Source organism: Absiella sp. AM09-50, assembly GCF_003433845.1.
Classification (GTDB): domain Bacteria; phylum Bacillota_I; class Bacilli_A; order Erysipelotrichales; family Erysipelotrichaceae; genus Hoskinsella; species Hoskinsella hominis.
Genome location: NZ_QVFI01000013.1, coordinates 1 through 17,482 on the forward strand (window position 1 = coordinate 1; position 17,482 = coordinate 17,482).

General features: G+C 35.3%; 19 protein-coding genes. 1 reads left to right on the forward strand and 18 read right to left on the reverse strand.

Going from position 1 to position 17,482, the window contains the following annotated elements; genetic code table 11:
- Nucleotides 1–17: 17 nt before the first annotated feature.
- From DW114_RS11760 to DW114_RS11770, 3 genes are read right to left on the reverse strand one after another with little or no spacing between them, the layout of a single operon-like run.
- Nucleotides 18–416 (reverse strand): hypothetical protein, encoded by a 399-nt coding sequence (locus tag DW114_RS11760; RefSeq protein WP_147322629.1) that lies wholly within the window; start codon nt 414–416, stop codon nt 18–20.
- Nucleotides 417–431: 15 nt separating this feature from the next.
- Entirely contained in the window at nt 432–989 is a 558-nt protein-coding gene (locus DW114_RS11765) for a chromate transporter (protein WP_117453954.1), read from the reverse strand.
- Nucleotides 986–1,594, reverse strand: coding sequence for a chromate transporter (locus tag DW114_RS11770; RefSeq protein WP_117453955.1), 609 nt, complete (start codon nt 1,592–1,594; stop codon nt 986–988). Before DW114_RS11770 ends, DW114_RS11765 begins: the two co-directional genes overlap by 4 nt.
- A gap of 112 nt (nt 1,595–1,706) precedes the next feature.
- On the opposite strand from DW114_RS11770, the gene DW114_RS11775 reads away from it, so the two are divergent.
- Entirely contained in the window at nt 1,707–2,600 is an 894-nt protein-coding gene (locus DW114_RS11775) for a LysR family transcriptional regulator (protein ID WP_117453956.1), read from the forward strand.
- A gap of 235 nt (nt 2,601–2,835) precedes the next feature.
- On the opposite strand, the gene DW114_RS11780 is transcribed toward DW114_RS11775, so the two are convergent.
- The 15 genes from DW114_RS11780 to DW114_RS11850 all read right to left on the reverse strand — a co-directional run bounded on the left by DW114_RS11780 (nt 2,836) and on the right by DW114_RS11850 (nt 17,334).
- On the reverse strand, nt 2,836–3,948 hold the full coding sequence (locus DW114_RS11780; protein ID WP_117453957.1) for an MraY family glycosyltransferase: 1,113 nt from the start codon (nt 3,946–3,948) through the stop codon (nt 2,836–2,838).
- A gap of 18 nt (nt 3,949–3,966) precedes the next feature.
- Entirely contained in the window at nt 3,967–4,953 is a 987-nt protein-coding gene (locus DW114_RS11785; protein ID WP_117453958.1) for a rod shape-determining protein, read from the reverse strand.
- A 129-nt stretch (nt 4,954–5,082) separates the two neighbouring features.
- Complete coding sequence (locus DW114_RS11790) at nt 5,083–5,703, reverse strand: M23 family metallopeptidase (protein ID WP_117453959.1); 621 nt, start codon at nt 5,701–5,703, stop codon at nt 5,083–5,085.
- Nucleotides 5,704–5,766: 63 nt separating this feature from the next.
- Nucleotides 5,767–7,347 carry a response regulator transcription factor gene (locus tag DW114_RS11795; RefSeq protein WP_117453960.1) on the reverse strand — a complete coding sequence of 527 codons (1,581 nt, stop codon included), beginning with the start codon at nt 7,345–7,347 and terminating at the stop codon, nt 5,767–5,769.
- Between the two features lie 19 nt (nt 7,348–7,366).
- Complete coding sequence (locus DW114_RS11800; RefSeq protein ID WP_117453961.1) at nt 7,367–9,004, reverse strand: sensor histidine kinase; 1,638 nt, start codon at nt 9,002–9,004, stop codon at nt 7,367–7,369.
- Nucleotides 9,005–9,202 carry a DUF1146 family protein gene (locus tag DW114_RS11805; protein ID WP_117453962.1) on the reverse strand — a complete coding sequence of 66 codons (198 nt, stop codon included), beginning with the start codon at nt 9,200–9,202 and terminating at the stop codon, nt 9,005–9,007. It lies immediately after the preceding gene.
- A 127-nt stretch (nt 9,203–9,329) separates the two neighbouring features.
- Nucleotides 9,330–9,890 carry a YdeI/OmpD-associated family protein gene (locus tag DW114_RS11810; protein WP_117453963.1) on the reverse strand — a complete coding sequence of 187 codons (561 nt, stop codon included), beginning with the start codon at nt 9,888–9,890 and terminating at the stop codon, nt 9,330–9,332.
- Nucleotides 9,891–9,960: 70 nt separating this feature from the next.
- Nucleotides 9,961–11,142: an O-antigen ligase family protein gene (locus DW114_RS11815; RefSeq protein ID WP_117453964.1), complete on the reverse strand. Its 1,182-nt coding sequence runs from the start codon at nt 11,140–11,142 to the stop codon at nt 9,961–9,963.
- Between the two features lie 124 nt (nt 11,143–11,266).
- Nucleotides 11,267–11,953 carry a hypothetical protein gene (locus tag DW114_RS11820; RefSeq protein WP_117453965.1) on the reverse strand — a complete coding sequence of 229 codons (687 nt, stop codon included), beginning with the start codon at nt 11,951–11,953 and terminating at the stop codon, nt 11,267–11,269.
- A gap of 17 nt (nt 11,954–11,970) precedes the next feature.
- Nucleotides 11,971–12,657, reverse strand: coding sequence for a hypothetical protein (locus DW114_RS11825; protein WP_117453966.1), 687 nt, complete (start codon nt 12,655–12,657; stop codon nt 11,971–11,973).
- A 31-nt stretch (nt 12,658–12,688) separates the two neighbouring features.
- The gene (locus DW114_RS11830; protein ID WP_117453967.1) at nt 12,689–13,378 is read right to left on the reverse strand and encodes a hypothetical protein; all 690 of its coding nucleotides are present in this window, start codon (nt 13,376–13,378) and stop codon (nt 12,689–12,691) included.
- A 69-nt stretch (nt 13,379–13,447) separates the two neighbouring features.
- On the reverse strand, nt 13,448–14,689 hold the full coding sequence (locus DW114_RS11835) for a GHKL domain-containing protein (protein WP_158552244.1): 1,242 nt from the start codon (nt 14,687–14,689) through the stop codon (nt 13,448–13,450).
- Nucleotides 14,686–15,390, reverse strand: a complete 705-nt coding sequence (locus tag DW114_RS11840; protein ID WP_117453969.1) for a LytR/AlgR family response regulator transcription factor — start codon at nt 15,388–15,390, stop codon at nt 14,686–14,688. The genes DW114_RS11835 and DW114_RS11840 overlap by 4 nt, the downstream gene beginning before the upstream one ends.
- A gap of 126 nt (nt 15,391–15,516) precedes the next feature.
- Nucleotides 15,517–16,758: a hypothetical protein gene (locus DW114_RS11845; RefSeq protein WP_117453970.1), complete on the reverse strand. Its 1,242-nt coding sequence runs from the start codon at nt 16,756–16,758 to the stop codon at nt 15,517–15,519.
- Nucleotides 16,759–17,133: 375 nt separating this feature from the next.
- Nucleotides 17,134–17,334, reverse strand: a complete 201-nt coding sequence (locus DW114_RS11850; protein WP_117453971.1) for a hypothetical protein — start codon at nt 17,332–17,334, stop codon at nt 17,134–17,136.
- Between the last annotated feature and the right edge of the window lie 148 nt (nt 17,335–17,482).

Below are 17,482 nucleotides of genomic sequence, written 5' to 3' on the forward strand. Positions count from 1 at the left end.
GGACAAAAATGTTTTAATTATTTTGTGTGTCTACTTGACACAAGCTGATCAAAGTATAATGGTTTTATTTCACTTTCACAAATATAACTTTCCTGATTTTCCTGTATGACAATCATCTGATTTTCATATCTGATCAAACAGCCAGTTACTGTCTGTTTCAGATATATCTTTAAACCATCCAGATGTAATATCAGACTTTCCTGCTTATCATCATATATTGCTTTTCCACGATACTGATCATTTTTATAATGATAAATAATACCATCTTTTGTTTCTTCAATATATCCATACCCAATCTGTGTATTGCCTTTGGTCATTTCTAAACGTGTAAATTTCTTATGCAGAACATATACCATATGACCATTTGTATCCAGCATTTGCCAGCGTTGATATTTCTTTCTCCAGATATACTTCACGTTTTATCACTTCTTTTATATAATCAGATAAGCAATACCGCCAATCACACCTGCCACAATCATAACGGTTGTTGGACTTGGTTTCCATTTTCTTAATACGAAAACACATACCGCAAAAATCACAACTGCCAAAATATCTGTTTTCTCAAGCATAATTCCACTTTCTCCCCAGAATGCCAGGATTCCAATAGAAATACCTGCTGCCGCAATCAATGAAACAACGGCTGGACGAAGTCCCTGTAACACTCCTTGAATAATTTTTAAATCACTATATTTGTAATATAAATAACCTAACAACAACATTAACACGATGGATGGGAATACACATCCGATTGTTGCGACGATTGCGCCGGGAAATCCAGCCACCTGAATACCAACAAATGTCGCAGAATTTATCGCAATCGGTCCTGGTGTCATCTGTGAAATCGTAATGATATCACTGAACTCTGTCATCGTCAGCCAGTTATGAATACTGACAACCTGATTTTGAATCAAAGGCATTGCCGCATAGCCGCCACCTACAGAAAATAATCCAATCTGTAGAAAGCTCCAGAATAATTGTAAAAATATCATAATTCAGCATCCTCCTTTGTTTCATCTTTCTCCATAGGTTCCTCCTTGTGAAGATGATGATCAATTACCATTTGCAATACACCCAATGCTCCACAAGCAAGTACGATCACGATAACATTTACCCCAAAGAAATAATTCGCAATAAATGCGCCAAACATAACAATTGTTGGAATCACTTGTTTTTCCTTTAAAACACCTGAACCCATTGTCCAAACAACATCACATATAACAGCCGCAACAGCAGACTGCATGGCCTTCAAAACAGCATTCACCACAACATTATCACGGAACGCCGCATATCCAATAGATATCACAGATAAGATAATCAATGGTGGTAAGACGGTTCCCAATACTGTAATCATAGCTCCTTTGATACCTGCAATACGATATCCTAATAAAATAGAAGCATTTACTGCGACAGCACCTGGTGCACTTTGCGCAATTGCTGCTAAATTTAACATTTCTGTTTCATCAATCCAATCTAAATCATCCACAAACTTTTTCTTCATCAGTGGAATAATGACATATCCTCCACCAAATGTGAATGCACTTAAATAGAACGTTGAAGTAAATAATTTTTCATATGTTTTCCAACCCTTCTTCATAACATCATCTCCATTTCTCTCTTTTACTTGTATTATAATCGTTGCATCATCATAAGTAAAATATTATAATTAAATAGTAATTATATCATTTTACTTATGATAGGAGGCACATATGAATATTCGTCATTTACGTATCTTTCTTACTGTCTGTGAAAGTGGCAGTATGACACAAGCCGCAAAGCAATTGTATATCTCACAACCATCGATATCTCTTGCGATATCAGAATTGGAAGATTATTATGGTATTCTTCTATTTGACCGTATTTCACAACGTTTATATATTACACAGGCAGGCGAAAAATTTCGCCAATATGCCCAGCATGTCATTCAGTTATTGGATGAAATGGAAAGCAATATCAAAACTTGGGACCATACTGGTACCATTCGCATTGGTGCCAGTGTAACCATAGGCAATTATTTTATGCCTGAGATCATCTCTACCTTTAAACAGCGTTTCCCTGATTTAGAAATCACATTGCAAATCAATAATTCCGATAACATCAAAGCTATGGTATTAGAAAACAAGATTGATGTTGGATATGTAGAAGGCAACGTTCGTGATGAATATCTGGAACGCATCACCTTATTAGAAGATTATCTGACTTTGATCTGCGCCACTAATCATCCTTGGACGAAGAAAGCTAAAATTTCTCCAACTGAACTAGAAAAAGAAAAATTCCTACTTCGTGAAGTAGGAAGTGCTGGAAGGGAATTATTTGATTCCTATGCACAATTACATGCGTTATCTATTACACCTGTGTGGGAAAGTACATCTTCTCAAGCCCTCATTCGTGGGGTAGAAAAAAATCTTGGGGTATCCATACTCCCATATCTGCTTGTGAAGGATGCCATTGATGAAGGAAAAATCGCTTCTGTACAGCTGGAAGATGGAGAATTATCCAGAAGCTTTTCCATCATTTATCATCGCAATAAATTTCTGCCAGAAACTTTTCATGATCTTGTGGAAATCTCAAAGGATTTCTCTAAAACCATTCGATATCAATAAACCTAATGATCTATTTATCTTATTCATAACACAAACAGACGCTTGAAAAAGAGTCTGTTTTTTTATAATATTCTAATTTTAAGTCCCGTTACTCTCGAAGACATAACTTAATAAGTCAGCATCAGGACTAACTCTTTGGTCATATTTTAATTCAGAACTAACAAAATTAAATCTGTTTCTGTTTTCCATACCATTGCACATACAAAAAGAGAAACAAATTATACATCTGTTTCTCCTATTTTTGAATATCATTCTGTATTTCTTTTTGTGATTTCTTTTTATATATCATATGATATAACTGTAAACAACGTTTTTTTATTCCTTTGATAATTGATAATATAGGATGAAACTGTTTTGATATCATACCACTTGTTTCAATAAACAGTTCTACCACAATGGCAATAATAAATAACACCAAAAATCCAGTGCCTTTATTCACAAGATATAAATATGCGGTAAATCCAAACAGTGCTGTAACAATATATAGAATCAATACTGTATTTCGATGACCAAATCGCTGCATCAATAAGTGATGCAAGTGCTTTTTATCTGCTTCATTGAATTTATGACCGCTTAGTTTTCGTCTTAATATAGCACCCAGCGTATCCACAATTGGTACTGCCAGCAAAAGAATTGGTAATGCAAGTGTCATAATCGTAGAGCTTTTGAATCCAAGCAATGATATTGCGGAAATAATAAAGCCCAAAAACAATGCACCACAATCCCCCATAAATATACTGGCTGGATGTAAGTTGTAAAACAGAAAGCCAAGAATAGAACCCGCAAGCAATAAGGACATCGTTTCAATATCCAGTCTTGCTTCTACCACTGACATACAGGCAATTACCACAAGGATAATCGCACAGATACCACCAGATAACCCATCTAATCCATCAATCAGATTAACAGCATTGGTAATACCAATAATCCATACAAATGTCACAATAAAGGAAATAATTCCCATATCAATTGTAATACCAAATGGTAAACGTATGACATCTAAACTTACTTTTCCCACAACCATTAATACAATGGCAGCCAGACATTCGATTGCCAATTTGTATTTTGGTTTGAGATCCACCATATCATCAATCAGTCCGCCAAGGAACATGATGGTTCCACCGATGAGGATTCCATTGATTGTTGCATCTGTCTTCATAAAACACGCCATACACACGATGAAAGATACATAGATGGCTACACCGCCAATTCTTACGATTTTTCCACTATGTACCGTTCGTTCATTCATTTGAGCATATATCTCTAATTTAACCGCAATCACTTTAAGAATGGGTGTAATCAGTGCAGACATGGTTAATGGAATCAACAGATATTTCAGCCAATCCATAGATCCACCTCGCTTTTTTTATCTTACCATATGAAGGTTTTCTAACAGAATACCAGTACCTTCCGCTACACAGCGAAGTGCATTTTCTGCCACATATACTGGAATATGTAATTCATTACGCAACAATTCATCAATGCCATGAAGCAATGCTCCACCACCTGTTAATACAATACCTCTTGTGACGATATCACTTGCAAGTTCTGGAGGTGTCTGTTCCAGAACTGTTTTACATGCACGTACAACATCCTGTAAACTTTCACGCATACTTCCTTCGATTTCATCACTGTTTAAGGAAATGGTTGTAGGCAGACCGCTTACTAAATCACGTCCACTGACTTCCATTGTTTCATGAATACTGCCTTTCCATGCAGTACCGATATTTTTCTTAACTTCTTCTGCTGTACGATCACCGATCAACAGTTTCTTTTCTTCTTTTACAAATTTGATGATATCACGATCCAGTGTATCACCTGCGATTTTTAATGAGGTACTTGATACAATTTCACCAAGGGAAATAACAGCGACATCGGTAGTACCACCACCTATATCCAATACCATACATCCACTAGGCTTTCCAATATCCAATCCAGCTCCAACAGCTGCAACTTTTGGTTCTTCTTCGATATAAACCTTCTTTGCACCTGCACGATATGCTGCATCACGAATTGCATTTCTTTCCACACTTGTAATATTACTTGGGCAACAGATTAGAATAGTAGGACGTTTAAACATTCCTTTGATTGCCAGCTTCTTGAAGAAGAAGTTCAGCATAATTTCTGTTACTTCAAAATCTGCGATAACTCCATCCTTTAATGGACGAATAGCAAGTACTCTGCCTGGTGTTCTACCAAGCATATCTTTCGCTTCCTGTCCTGCAGCAAGACATTTTTTTGTTTCTGCATCTATTGCTACAACGCTAGGTTCGTCAATAACGATTCCTTCGCCTTTTACGTACATCAATAAATTTGCCGTTCCTAAGTCGATTCCAACTTCTTTTGAAAACATGTATTCTCTACCTCCGTTTCGCGCATGTACATTATATCATAATTTTTCAATTTAAAAAGACTTAACCTAACGTTTCTTAAGGAACCTTAAGAATTGTTTTTTATAAGAAAATAGTACCTGTTATCGGTACTATTTGATTTCTTCTATGGTTTTGTCATAGATTGTTTCTGGATCAATGATCGCTCCTGTTTTGGTCGTCACAATATGTAAGTGGTTTCCCAGATCTTTATTGTAGATATTCGCACCGGCTTTACCAATCACAGCGCCTTGTTTTACTTCATCGCCCTGTTTCAAACCAGTTTCACCAAGACTTTGATATGTGATATCTAAATCATCTGTTGTAATCGTCACACTCTTACCAAAAACAGAATCATCTTTTACTTCACTCACTTTGCCAGAAAAGCATGCTGTTACATCAAATGCCTGATTATCAAGTGCATAATCCATGCCCTGATTGCCACGGAATACACCTTCAAATTCTGTAATGCTGTCAACCTCGCCTTCACTTCCATCAAAGTAATCTAATACCACTTTCGCATCTACCTGAAATGGCTTTTTCGCTTTTTCTTTGGCAGCATTAGCTGGCAGGGTTAATACAGGTACATCATCTTCATTGAATACTGCTGTATCCTTTTCTTTATTCAATGTGTATTCATAACTCAAAAAGGCAACAGCTACCACAAGTAATGCAGATAAACCTACGATCATTTTTCGCTTTGGAAACTTCTTTTTCTTTGTATAACTATACATTTCATCACCTCTATTGGTGAGTATACCCTTGATGAAATGCTTTATACACGTTAATTTTCCACTTTATTCCAACGGCTTGCTGGATAGTTTTTTGCGATATTCACTTGGCGAAATGCCAAAGCTTTTCTTAAATACCTTATTAAAGTAGAATTGATCATCAATTCCCACCTGCATAGCAACATCTTTGATCATATAATTATCATCCTTTAAAAGCTCTTTGGCTTTCTTCATCTTACGCTCATTGATAAAGCCAATCAGATTCATGCCTGTTTCATTTTTAAAGGTACGGCTCAGATAGCTTTCACTCATACCAAATGCTTCCGCAATCATCTTTAGCGTTACTTTCTGTGCAAGATGTTCTTCTACATAGGCAATGATCTGCATGATATTCTTCTTATATTTATCCGAACCGGTAGACCACAGCCATTTACATATTTCTTCAAAGGAACGCTCTACATTATCACAAAGCCGGTCAAAGGTTTCACTAGCATAGATATGGCGATGTAAAAGATCAAATGGATATACTTCTTTCATTCCTTTCACAATCTCATTTCCTTCGATATTATTCAAAATAAATATAATATATTCTTTGACAGAATAAGGTGCAATCCGGTGCACCTTCATATAATGAAGTGTTTTTTGTACGAGTGCATTAACCTGTTCGATATCTTTTGATGATATAGCCGCAAAGATATTGGTATGAAAATCAATCTGATTCATATCTAAATCTTCAAAATCAATGGATTCTTCACTTAATAACAATGTGCCTTCTCCCTCATAAAAACGTTTTTCATGTGAGGACAAGATATCCAGATAGCTCTGATAGAAAGTGGAGATATCTTTTTCTTTTGGGGATACGATAACGGATAATGGCAAGTCCAGATATTGGGATATATTACGGATAATGCTGTTACAAATATTCAACACACGTATTTTTTCTTCTCCATGAAACATCAAAACACCAGAGTGATTGCTTAAAAAGATCATCAGGTATGGCATGGAAAAGGGAATCGTTTCTTTGATTAAATCCTGTAAATTCTGTTTCAGCTTGGTATGATCACGTACTTTGTTTTCATAAAGGATATTGATATTGTCTATACGGAAGTATGCCATTTGATAATCTTTATGATATGGTGTAAACACTGGCTGTTGCAGGGTTGCTAAGAATTCTTCTTCCTCCATCACATGTTCGTTTTTCCTTAAAATCATACATTGTCGCAGCTGCATCAACGCCTGATCTTCTTCTTGTGAGATATTCGCATGTTGAGATTCACAGTTTTCTTTGACCTGTTCGATAATGGTTTCTAGTTCTTTTTCTTCTAGTGTAACTTTTAATAAATAATCAAATGCACCGGCTTTCATCGCATCACGCACCAATTCAAAATCGGAATAATTGCTTAATGCAATCACTTGTGTATTGGTATTTTCACTTCTAATCTTTGTGATTAGTTCAATGCCATCCATTTTCGGCATCTTTAAATCTGTAATCACTATTTCCGGGTGTGCTGCACAATAGATATCATAAGCTTCCTGCCCGTCTTTGGCGAGTGCAATCACTTCACAATCTAATGCTTTCCAATCAATCATATTTTTCAACGTGATACGAATAAGATTTTCATCATCTGCAATCAATACCTTATACATGCCTATGCCCTCCTATTTATCAATTTTCCAGCGGCAGCAGCAACGTTGTGATTGTGCCAACATCAATCACGCTTTCAACTTTCATAGAATATGTATCTCCATACATTAACTGAATACGTTCCTGTATGTTTTTCATACCGATACTAGATAATTTCTTGTTGCTGGATACTGAATCTTCTACACAAAACCCTTTCCCGTTATCCCCTATTTCTATGCAAAGATAGCCATTTTTTTCTCTTGCGCGGATGGTTAGTATTTGATGTTCGCGATCTTCTTCAAATGCATGCAAAATACTGTTTTCCACAATTGGCTGTAATAAAAATTTTAAAATCTTTTTTTGTTTGATATTTTCATCTATATTATATACCGTTTCAAATAAATCGCCATATCGAAGTTTTTGAATAATGATATAATTTTTTACATTTTCTATTTCTTCCTGTACACTTACCATTTCATTACTATCCACGATGGTATTGCGAAGCAGTTTCGCAAGCGCATTGATGCCCTCACTTACCGGCTTGTCCTCATTCAAAATCGCCAGATATCGTAAAGTATTTAACGTATTAAACAGAAAATGAGGATTGATCTGTGCCTGTAACAGCTGTATTTGGGTTTCTCTTCGCTGCTCTTGTTCTCTTTGCACAGTCGTTAATAATTCTTCAATTCTTGTTAACAGATCATTGAATGTAGTACTCAAATGATGTAATTCATCTCTTCCTCCATCCTTGATTTTGATGGTTTCCAGATTATCTTCTCGAAAATCCTGCATAGAGGACAACATCGCATTGATTGGATCATGCATACTGTGATATGTCAAACTTGCACACAACAACAATACAATCATGGCAATCAAGCAATATACTAGTATCAGATTTCTAAAGTTGTGAATCTCTTCAAAAACATGATCACTGCTGACCATATCCATGATTTTCCAATCCATGCCTTCAATTTGGCGCAATGTCACAATATATTCCATATGATTTATTTTTGCCATTTGATCATCTATCTGAATTTTCATCTGATAAGGCAGACTGCTTTGTCCAAAAAGGATACAATCATTTTCATCTAATATCTGGATTGCATTGGTTTTACTGTTTTTTTCAGTAAACAAAGGCGCAAATACTTCTTTTGGAAAATATGCATATACACTGCCAATCAAGGTATCATCTTCTATAATCGTACTGATATACAACATTTTATCGATATCATGTTCATAATACCAGCCCTGCTTATGTTGATGAAGCAGATTAGAAATACCATTAGACTGACCACTTTCACCAATCAGTTCTCCCTGGCGATTATACAACTGGATCAAAGTGCTTTCCATATTGTTGCGGGATCGCTCCATAATCTGTTTCTGTGCATCTGTTATGGTCTTATTTTGTATTATCTGGATACATGAATTTTTTTCACTGAAATTATCCACCTTGCTTTTTAAACGTTCAGCATTTAAAGACAGATTTTCTTCTGCCATGGTAATGAGCTGGATACTTGCCTGTTCACTTTTCTGAAGCAGCACAGACCTGCTAAAGGAATAGTAAAACATAAAACATATCAACATAAGAATGCTTGGCAATATCGCAAAGCCAAACAAACGCTGCTTTATGCTGAATCGTCGTATCCAGTCATTAAATCGTTTGAGATAAAATGTTTTCATTTAAAATCCCATGGATAACGACAATAAAAATTGTCCACAAAGATATGCTAATGCCATGGATAACAGCAACAGCAGCATCTGTGTTTTACCCGGCTTACTAACATTTGTGAATTTTTGAAATTGTACATTAGATAATGCCCAAAAGCTTAAACAAAAACATATGAGGTAAACGCTAAGACGTACGAGAAAATAAATCATAGGAAGGTCCTCCATCTTTTAATTATTATTATACGGTCTGAAATGCCAAATGTAAAATAACATCTTTATTTTTTTCAATTTTCTGCGGTTTTTACCAAAAAAAAGATTCATTACTTCTGAATGATATTTACATTGGTTTTAGATTTTTGTTTAATCGTTCCACCATCCATTTGATACGATGCTTGCGCCCTGTTTCTGTTTTAGCGTCAAGATAAGCCTTTGTATATGTCTTTTTCACAGATGGTGACATTGCCATAAAATTCGTATAGGCAGGTTCATATGCTTTTAATATATCCGCAAGCGAAGTGATTTGTTGCTCTGTCACTGGTGGTGCTTTGGGACGATCCCATTGACCATTCTGCTTTGCCTCTTCTACTTTTGCTTTTCCTTGTGCTGTCATCTTTCCTTGTTTTTCAAGCTCCATGACGATTTTTTTATTTTTATCTGACCATTTGCTGTTTGATCGCCGGATAGAAAAATATTTCTTATATGATGTATCATCAATGCGCTGCATCACACCATCAATCCATCCAAAACACAATGCTTCTTCCAATGCCTCTTTACTGCTTATTGTCTTTGGACCATTTTTCTTCCCAAATAACAGCCATACACCATGTTTTGATGTACCGTATTCTTCCAGCCATAAGCGAAATTCTGCCCTACTAGAAAATGTTAATATTTCATCCATCTTTTTACCTCCATCATGCTCCTACATTCATCGTACCATATCCTATAAGAAAAAGAAGCATCTTGTGCTTCTAATGTTCTTTATGAAAATAAATAGAGCTGCTGCTTAAGATTAACAGGAATAAAAATCCTGTCTGAACCCAATAAACAGTATAATCTAAAATTCCATGAATCAACACTGTCAGAATACATGCGACAATCAAAGAGAATAAACGCATATCGATTCTTCTTTGAAATAAACGCCATACCTGTTTCAGATTGCTTCCTAAATATACCGCAAATATCGCAACACCAATCACTCCATGACTTAAGAACGGATCAAGATATACACTGTGTGCATGCTGGGTTGGATGTCCATGATATAATGGATAGATATGATAATATGTTAACGGTCCTTCTCCTAACAACGGATGTGCCTGTATCCCTTTCCAAGCTGTCTGCCATATATTTGCACGTTTTAGAAAATCAGTAAAAATACTGGTACGCTGTAAGATATCCGGTTTGAGTAATAATGCGATGCCACCTGCACCAAGGGTTCCCATGGTTGTGCCAAAATATCCCATGCGCTTATTGATCAAAAACATAAATGGAATGGTAACCACAAATGGTACCCACGCTGTTCGACATCCTGTCAGATATAGCGCAAACAGATTACAAACGATTGTCACGATATAGAATACAATACGACGCATGGTTTTTACCTGCATCATCTTATAAACACAAATCAATACCAGAAATTCAATCATCATGGCATAATAATTGGCATTAAAGAAAGTTGAATTGATACGATCTTTTGGATTATCTTCCACACGAAGTTCTAAAAAGCTGTAATCCAGACGATGAATAATTCTAAAATATTCCATCAATGCCCAGGCAAAACAGAATAAGGATATGATACAACAAGCATCCAGCAATAATTCAAATAAACGCTTGTTGATGATTGTACGATAATAGAAAATAAACAACAGCAATAATAAAATACCAATTGCACAAACACCGCCTAAATAGTTGCCATTCACAAATGCAACAAGCGATGTCAGTAAACAAAAGCCTATGGCCCATTTACTGCGGGGTACTTCATTTATGATATTTTTCCACCGTTTTTTTACCAACAGATATACCAGTGTACATGCAATGGCAATCAAACAACAATAGAATGGAAGAAAAATGGAACACACAACAAACATGATGATGTATTCATCTAACGTAAAACCATCCAGTTTTCGATGTAAAAAGGCTTTTAGTCTTTCCATAACCATCCTCCGATCCTTTATTGCTCTCCCATTATACCATTATGTAAAAAAAATAACAATTTCTACAGCGCAGTCTTACAAAATTGATATAAAGGCTGTAGAAACCGTCATTTTTAGGAGTGAATTAATATCTCTTTTTAATATCCAGGGTTTCCAGAAATTCATACAAGGGAACACTTTCATCTTTTAAAGCATCCAATATGCCATATGGATCTTCGATTTTCACATGATTGACTCTCAACATCTGTATTAGATTACAAATATCTTTACGATCATGTCTGCCATTAAGAGTTGCCCCGCCAAAACCACTTGGCATAATGATCCCATTATCAATAGGATCAATATATAAAGGCAGCTTTTCATTTCCAATATAGAGTGTTAAACGATACGTATACCAAGAATATCCCAGCATGCCACTCGCATGACACATCGCATCAAATACCCCTTTTTGTATATTCTGAAACGGTATTACACGTAAAAAAGGTTCTATAGTATCGTTGCACAATATGTAGCCAATAACTTTCCATTTCTTCATCAAAGGATAGGATGGAAGGATTTTCATACTGTGTTCATCAATATCAGATATCTGACTTTCTGCGACAAACATAGGCAGCCATAAGATGACCAAAAAGATTGTAAAAAACAATATACACAGAGAAACATTAAAATGAAAGCCATATTCTTCAAGTCCAAGCAATGCTCTTGATATCAATAATCCAAATACAATGCCAAACGCTGAAATCGCTAAAATCAACATAATGATCCGTTTACGATTCCATACGATTATTTTTTGAAATCTACGTTTTTCCATTGTATCACCTGTCCTTTTTAATAACGAATTTTTATATCAAGACTTTCCAAATAATCATATATCACAATCTCTGTGTTTTCTAACGCTTCTATCATATGATAGGGATCTTCGATTTTTACCTGATTGACCTCAAAGAATTTCATAATATTGCAGATATCTTCTCTGCTCTTTAAACCATCAAAGATGAAGCCACCTCTGCCACCGGGAATAAAGATACCATTATCCATGGGGTTGATCACAACCACAATATCACGATTATCTAAATAAAGCGTCAATACATAAGTATAGTTGTGAAATCCCCATCCTGCATAGCGACGATCCACACTGAATTCTCCATAATAGATAGCAGATAAAGGGATTGTTTCCACAAACGCTGAAATATCATCTCTGCACAGGATATGCATGATCAGTTTCCATTTCATAGCGATGGGATAAGGAGGGATGACTTTGATTCGGTTTTCATCAATATCATAAATCTGTCCAACGGGCATCCATAAGGGCGTACACAAAAATATCACCATGACCACAAACAACACAATCATGAATGCCATATTCCAATGAGAATATTCTTTTGTTGTAATGGATATCGCCTGAGCACAGCTGACACCAAGCAATGTTCCACAAAAGATTTCAATCAACAGTTGTGATATGATTTTTTTCCTGTTTATATTTAATTTTTTAAACAATCGCTTGTTTTCTGACATCCAATCATTCCTCTTTCGTTTTTATCAGCTTCTAATAGCGAATCTTGATATGCAGACTTTCCAAATAATCATACATCACGATATCCGGATTTTTTAATGCGTCAATCATATAGTAAGGATCATCAATTTTTATCTGATGTATCTCAAAGAATTTCATAATATTACAAATATCTTCTCTGCTTTTATATCCACTAAATACAAAGCCGCCTCTACCCGCAGGCAACAATACTCCATTGTCCATCGGATTGATGGCAAGTTTTACCTCGTGATCTTTTTGGTAAAGTGTTAAAAGATACGTATATCGGGAATAGGCCCAGGAACCTGCATGGCGGTCCACACTAAATTTTCCACCTGTAAATGATGATAACGGCATCGTTTCTATAAATGGAAAAATATCATTTTTACATAAAACATACAGGATAATTTTCCATCTTGTGCTGATATGATATTGCGGAATAACCTTGATATTATCATCATTGATATCATACACCTGCCCTTGCGGCATCCATAAAGGTGTCCACAAAAACACGAGCATACATACAAAGATAATAATCAATAATGGCATATTTACATCTGCTTCATCCACAATGGAAACAGAAGTAATCGCCTGATGACATACAGAGCCAAGGATTACTCCCAGAAAAACTTCTGTGATTAATTGGAAAAGAATCTGTTTTCTACCTACATTTAATTTTTTAAACATCATTCTATCTTCTGACATAGCCATCATCCTTTCTAACCATATCATACCCCAATTCTGAATGAATGTATGGATATTTGCAAATGTGGTTTAATTTTCAACATCATCGGTATTCAAAAAGGACACCGCTGTAGTAAAGATTCCATGTTGATCATCCACTTCACATAAAAGTTCTCCATGATATTTCTTCGCAATGCCTTCGATATTCTGCATACCAAAACCATGAGCGAAACGATCAGGCTTGCTACTTCCCTGTACAACTTCTTTTTCTATCGTACTATTTTTCATCTTCCAGATAATTTTATCATTTAAAATGCGCATACGAAGTAAAATAAAACGTTGTTCACATTTGATACAGCTCTCATATGCATTATCCAGTAAGTTACAAAGCACGGCACAGATATCCACAGCATCCATAAAGTCATAATGAATGTCTTCACTTTCTATATTACACTGAATATTTGCTTCTTTAAATTTTGGATGATATAACTGTAACACTTTATCAATCAGCACATCCCCTGTTTTTTGATACTGCAGCAGCTCTTCACTTTTTTCATAAATCTCTTTACGATAGTGTTCAATCTTTTCATTCTCACTACCCATCTGATCCAACATATCCAAATGCTTTTTTAAATCATGCATATTCTTCATGATAAACTCATTTTCTTTTTGTATGGCTTCATATCGTTCTTTATTTCCCACCATGGTATGTGCTTTTTCCATAGCCAGTATTTCTTTTTCCTTACTGACTTCCATACAAAAACAGATACGATAAAAGGAAGATACCAACATGAACAACAACTGGGTTGCCATCAGGATGATATCCTGATCAATATATTGATGATGTGTAAAATACACAAGAATGAACAAATAGCTGATAACCGCAAATATGACAGGATATATATACATCTGATCATATCGTTTTTGGCGATGACTGCAGATTGCCAGTTGACATAAAAAAGCACTTCCCAATATAAATAAATCATCATGAAATGCATAAGAATACAAGATTTCATGTGATCCCATATACACTCCAACCAGCTGATATGCAAAGACAGCGACAAGATAAGATCCCAGTAACCATCCTGTTGTTTTTATAAAATCTTCTTCTTTTCGATAAATCAAGGATGCCACAATAATCATCACAAAACATAAGATGTGATACGCCAATGCGTTTAATAAAATACTTGATAAAAAACAAACGACATAGATAATCAAAAACTTTTGAATCCTGGTGTATAAGGAACGATATCCACTTGTCATAATTTCATGAAACTGGTATACCTGTACTAGAATTAACGCAATTTCCATACCTAATACAAGATAGTTCATAAACTTTTCTCCTGATAGGCAAACCATTTTCGATTAATTTCTTCCACTCTTCTTCTCGCAAGTGGTAATGTCTGTCCATTCTCCAACTGAATGATTTCTTTTTGTATCATTTTTATATGTTTTAAATGCACCAAAATCCCCTTATAACACTCACAAAACATGGAAGCATCCAGCTGTTCCACCCATGTCCCAAAAGATTCTTTACTGATAAATGCTTCACTTCTTGTGTGGATACAGACCTTTCTGCCATAAGATTCAATATAATAGATATCTGAGCGGCGGATCCTTTGTGAAGTCGCACCATCTCTTGCGATGATATAAGAACCATGATCATACAACGATAATACTTCATCCAGCTCACTAAATAACAATGACTTTGCGACTGGCTTCAACAAATATCTTGCGGCCTGTATCTTGTAGCCTTCCATGCTATATTTTAGATAGGAGGTAATTACCACAATAATCATATCTGGTTCATGTATTCTTAATTTCTTTGCGATATCGATTCCATTTTCATTTCCTACTTCGATATCCAGAAACAATACATCATATTTTGTTTTCGATTTTAACAGAGATGTCCCATCATGAAAGACATCAAATCGATTGATTTCCATTTCTCTACAGTCAAAATATTCTTCGACCATGCATTTTGTATCCTGTGCACAAATTGCGTCATCATCTAAAATACAGATGTTTAACATGTCTGATCCCCTCGCTTTTCTGTTTTTTCATTATACCATGTCATAGATACGTTTTGTATCAGTTTTTGTATAGATGGTTATTGATTCCATAAAAAAACAAACCATATGCCCTTTTGGGCATATGGCCTAGTTAAACTTATTCAATTCTGTTGTTTTATCAGATACCTGAATTTCCAATGCTTCCTGTTCTTTCTTCAGGTTATCTAATTCATCTTTTGCGTCACTGATTGCTTTATCAAGTGATTTTACTTTTTCCGCGTATTTTGTATTTTCTGTTTCAAATTCAGTAGAGATGCTAGAAGCAGCCTGTTGTTTTTCCTGCATATCTTTCTGTGCAGCATCTAACGCTGCTTTATTTTCCTCAGTTGGATTTGCATCATAATTTGCTTGTGCATCTGTATAAGCCTTTTCTGCTGCTGCCTGATTGTTTTTCGCAGCCTGTGCTTCCTGACTTAATGTACTTACCTGATTCAGATAATTTGATTTATTTGTATTCGCTTCATCCAATGCTTTCTGTGCTGCCGCAACTTCATTTTTCTTAGAAGCCAGCTGATCTTCTAATGCTTTTAACTCACCACTGACCTTTGCCTTTTCCGCACTGTTATCGGTGATATTCGCATCAGATTTACCATCATTTTCATTTGTTTTATCATCATCAGTTTTTGGAGTATCTGTAGTAGGCTTGTTGGTTTCTGTAACTTTTGGATCATCTTTTTTCTTATCACTATCACCAGACAAGAATTTGCCAAGTGCATATTTCACACCAAAACCACCAGCTACTAATAGCAACACAACGACAACACCAATAATAACATACGTAATTATCTTATTCATTTTCTGATCTGCTTCAGGGTTTTTATCTTTTTTTGATTTAGATTTCTTTCGTCTTGGAAGATCATCATCTTCCTCCTCTTCTTCATCCTCATCATAATCGTCATGAAGATCACTAAAAACCTGTGTATGTGAAGAATTATCCATTTCTTCTTCCTCTTCCTCATAATCAGGTTCTTCATATTCCTCTTCTTCTACTTCTTCACTTTGGAAAGTAGCTTTTGGTTTACTATCCATAATAACCAAAGTCTTATCATAAGCACTATCGCCATCAAAACCGACTCTTGTCTTGGTTAAATCATCATCGGCCTGAATATCAGGAATTCCACTTGTCTTTGGCAATGGCTGCGTATCATCTGCTTTTAAAGTTGAAAAAGCAAATGTATCTTCTGTTTTTCTTGTACTTTCAGCTTCTGCTTTTTGTTTTTTCAACTCATTGATTTTCTTTTTCAATTCGTTATCCTGACTGTACGCGTTGATCATGTCTGACAAATCATCCTGATTTGCATTGTTTCTTTCGTCTTCTTCATTCCACATAATGAATACCTCCACATCAATATATTCAAACAGCATCTGCTGTAGTCCTAATAATGGAAAGAGTGTTCATAGAAATGAACACTCATATCGAATTATCTGCATCTCAAAGGAGGAGAGAGAAAATTCGTATGTAAGTTCACATACATTACTTTCATTGGCTAGATGAAAATATGCAATCTTACACATAGATTATACCATGGAATTTTCTAATCCGTCATTTTATTTCTTAAAATTTACTTACATTTAGATTAGATTATTTCCTAATATTAGGAAATCCATCCTTTAAGGGAACTTTTACGTACATTAATCATGGCCATATTATAAATATATGGCAATGTAGACAAAAGAACATCTGCGATTAAGCAGATGTCCTGTTTACTTAAATCCTAAGCGCTGATATTGTTCATTTGGTGCATGATTCTCTTTCATTGCTTTAATCATTAATTGTTCCATATAACTTATAATACTGGTATCCTTTATTTCCCTTGTCTGACCATAATCTTCTACAATATCAAATAAATGATCTGTATTTACATATGTTGGATCTTTTACTATCGCATTATGATAAGATGGCACTCAATGCAAAGGATATGGAACATCAGGTAAGAAATGCCCGCATTCTATTTCCTGGGGAATATCTTTACACCACAAAATTTTTAACAACTATCTACATCATTTACATACTATTTGGTATGTAAATCACATATTCGGAAGAAAAATATTA

Coding starts and splice junctions, on each gene's coding strand:
- DW114_RS11765 (WP_117453954.1), bottom strand. CDS start 989: ATGATATTTTTACAATTATTCTGGAGCTTTCTACAGATTGGATTATTT.
- DW114_RS11770 (WP_117453955.1), bottom strand. CDS start 1,594: ATGAAGAAGGGTTGGAAAACATATGAAAAATTATTTACTTCAACGTTC.
- DW114_RS11775 (WP_117453956.1), top strand. CDS start 1,707: ATGAATATTCGTCATTTACGTATCTTTCTTACTGTCTGTGAAAGTGGC.
- DW114_RS11780 (WP_117453957.1), bottom strand. CDS start 3,948: ATGGATTGGCTGAAATATCTGTTGATTCCATTAACCATGTCTGCACTG.
- DW114_RS11785 (WP_117453958.1), bottom strand. CDS start 4,953: ATGTTTTCAAAAGAAGTTGGAATCGACTTAGGAACGGCAAATTTATTG.
- DW114_RS11790 (WP_117453959.1), bottom strand. CDS start 5,703: ATGTATAGTTATACAAAGAAAAAGAAGTTTCCAAAGCGAAAAATGATC.
- DW114_RS11795 (WP_117453960.1), bottom strand. CDS start 7,347: ATGTATAAGGTATTGATTGCAGATGATGAAAATCTTATTCGTATCACG.
- DW114_RS11800 (WP_117453961.1), bottom strand. CDS start 9,004: ATGAAAACATTTTATCTCAAACGATTTAATGACTGGATACGACGATTC.
- DW114_RS11805 (WP_117453962.1), bottom strand. CDS start 9,202: ATGATTTATTTTCTCGTACGTCTTAGCGTTTACCTCATATGTTTTTGT.
- DW114_RS11810 (WP_117453963.1), bottom strand. CDS start 9,890: ATGGATGAAATATTAACATTTTCTAGTAGGGCAGAATTTCGCTTATGG.
- DW114_RS11815 (WP_117453964.1), bottom strand. CDS start 11,142: ATGGAAAGACTAAAAGCCTTTTTACATCGAAAACTGGATGGTTTTACG.
- DW114_RS11820 (WP_117453965.1), bottom strand. CDS start 11,953: ATGGAAAAACGTAGATTTCAAAAAATAATCGTATGGAATCGTAAACGG.
- DW114_RS11825 (WP_117453966.1), bottom strand. CDS start 12,657: ATGTCAGAAAACAAGCGATTGTTTAAAAAATTAAATATAAACAGGAAA.
- DW114_RS11830 (WP_117453967.1), bottom strand. CDS start 13,378: ATGTCAGAAGATAGAATGATGTTTAAAAAATTAAATGTAGGTAGAAAA.
- DW114_RS11835 (WP_158552244.1), bottom strand. CDS start 14,689: ATGAACTATCTTGTATTAGGTATGGAAATTGCGTTAATTCTAGTACAG.
- DW114_RS11840 (WP_117453969.1), bottom strand. CDS start 15,390: ATGTTAAACATCTGTATTTTAGATGATGACGCAATTTGTGCACAGGAT.
- DW114_RS11845 (WP_117453970.1), bottom strand. CDS start 16,758: ATGTGGAATGAAGAAGACGAAAGAAACAATGCAAATCAGGATGATTTG.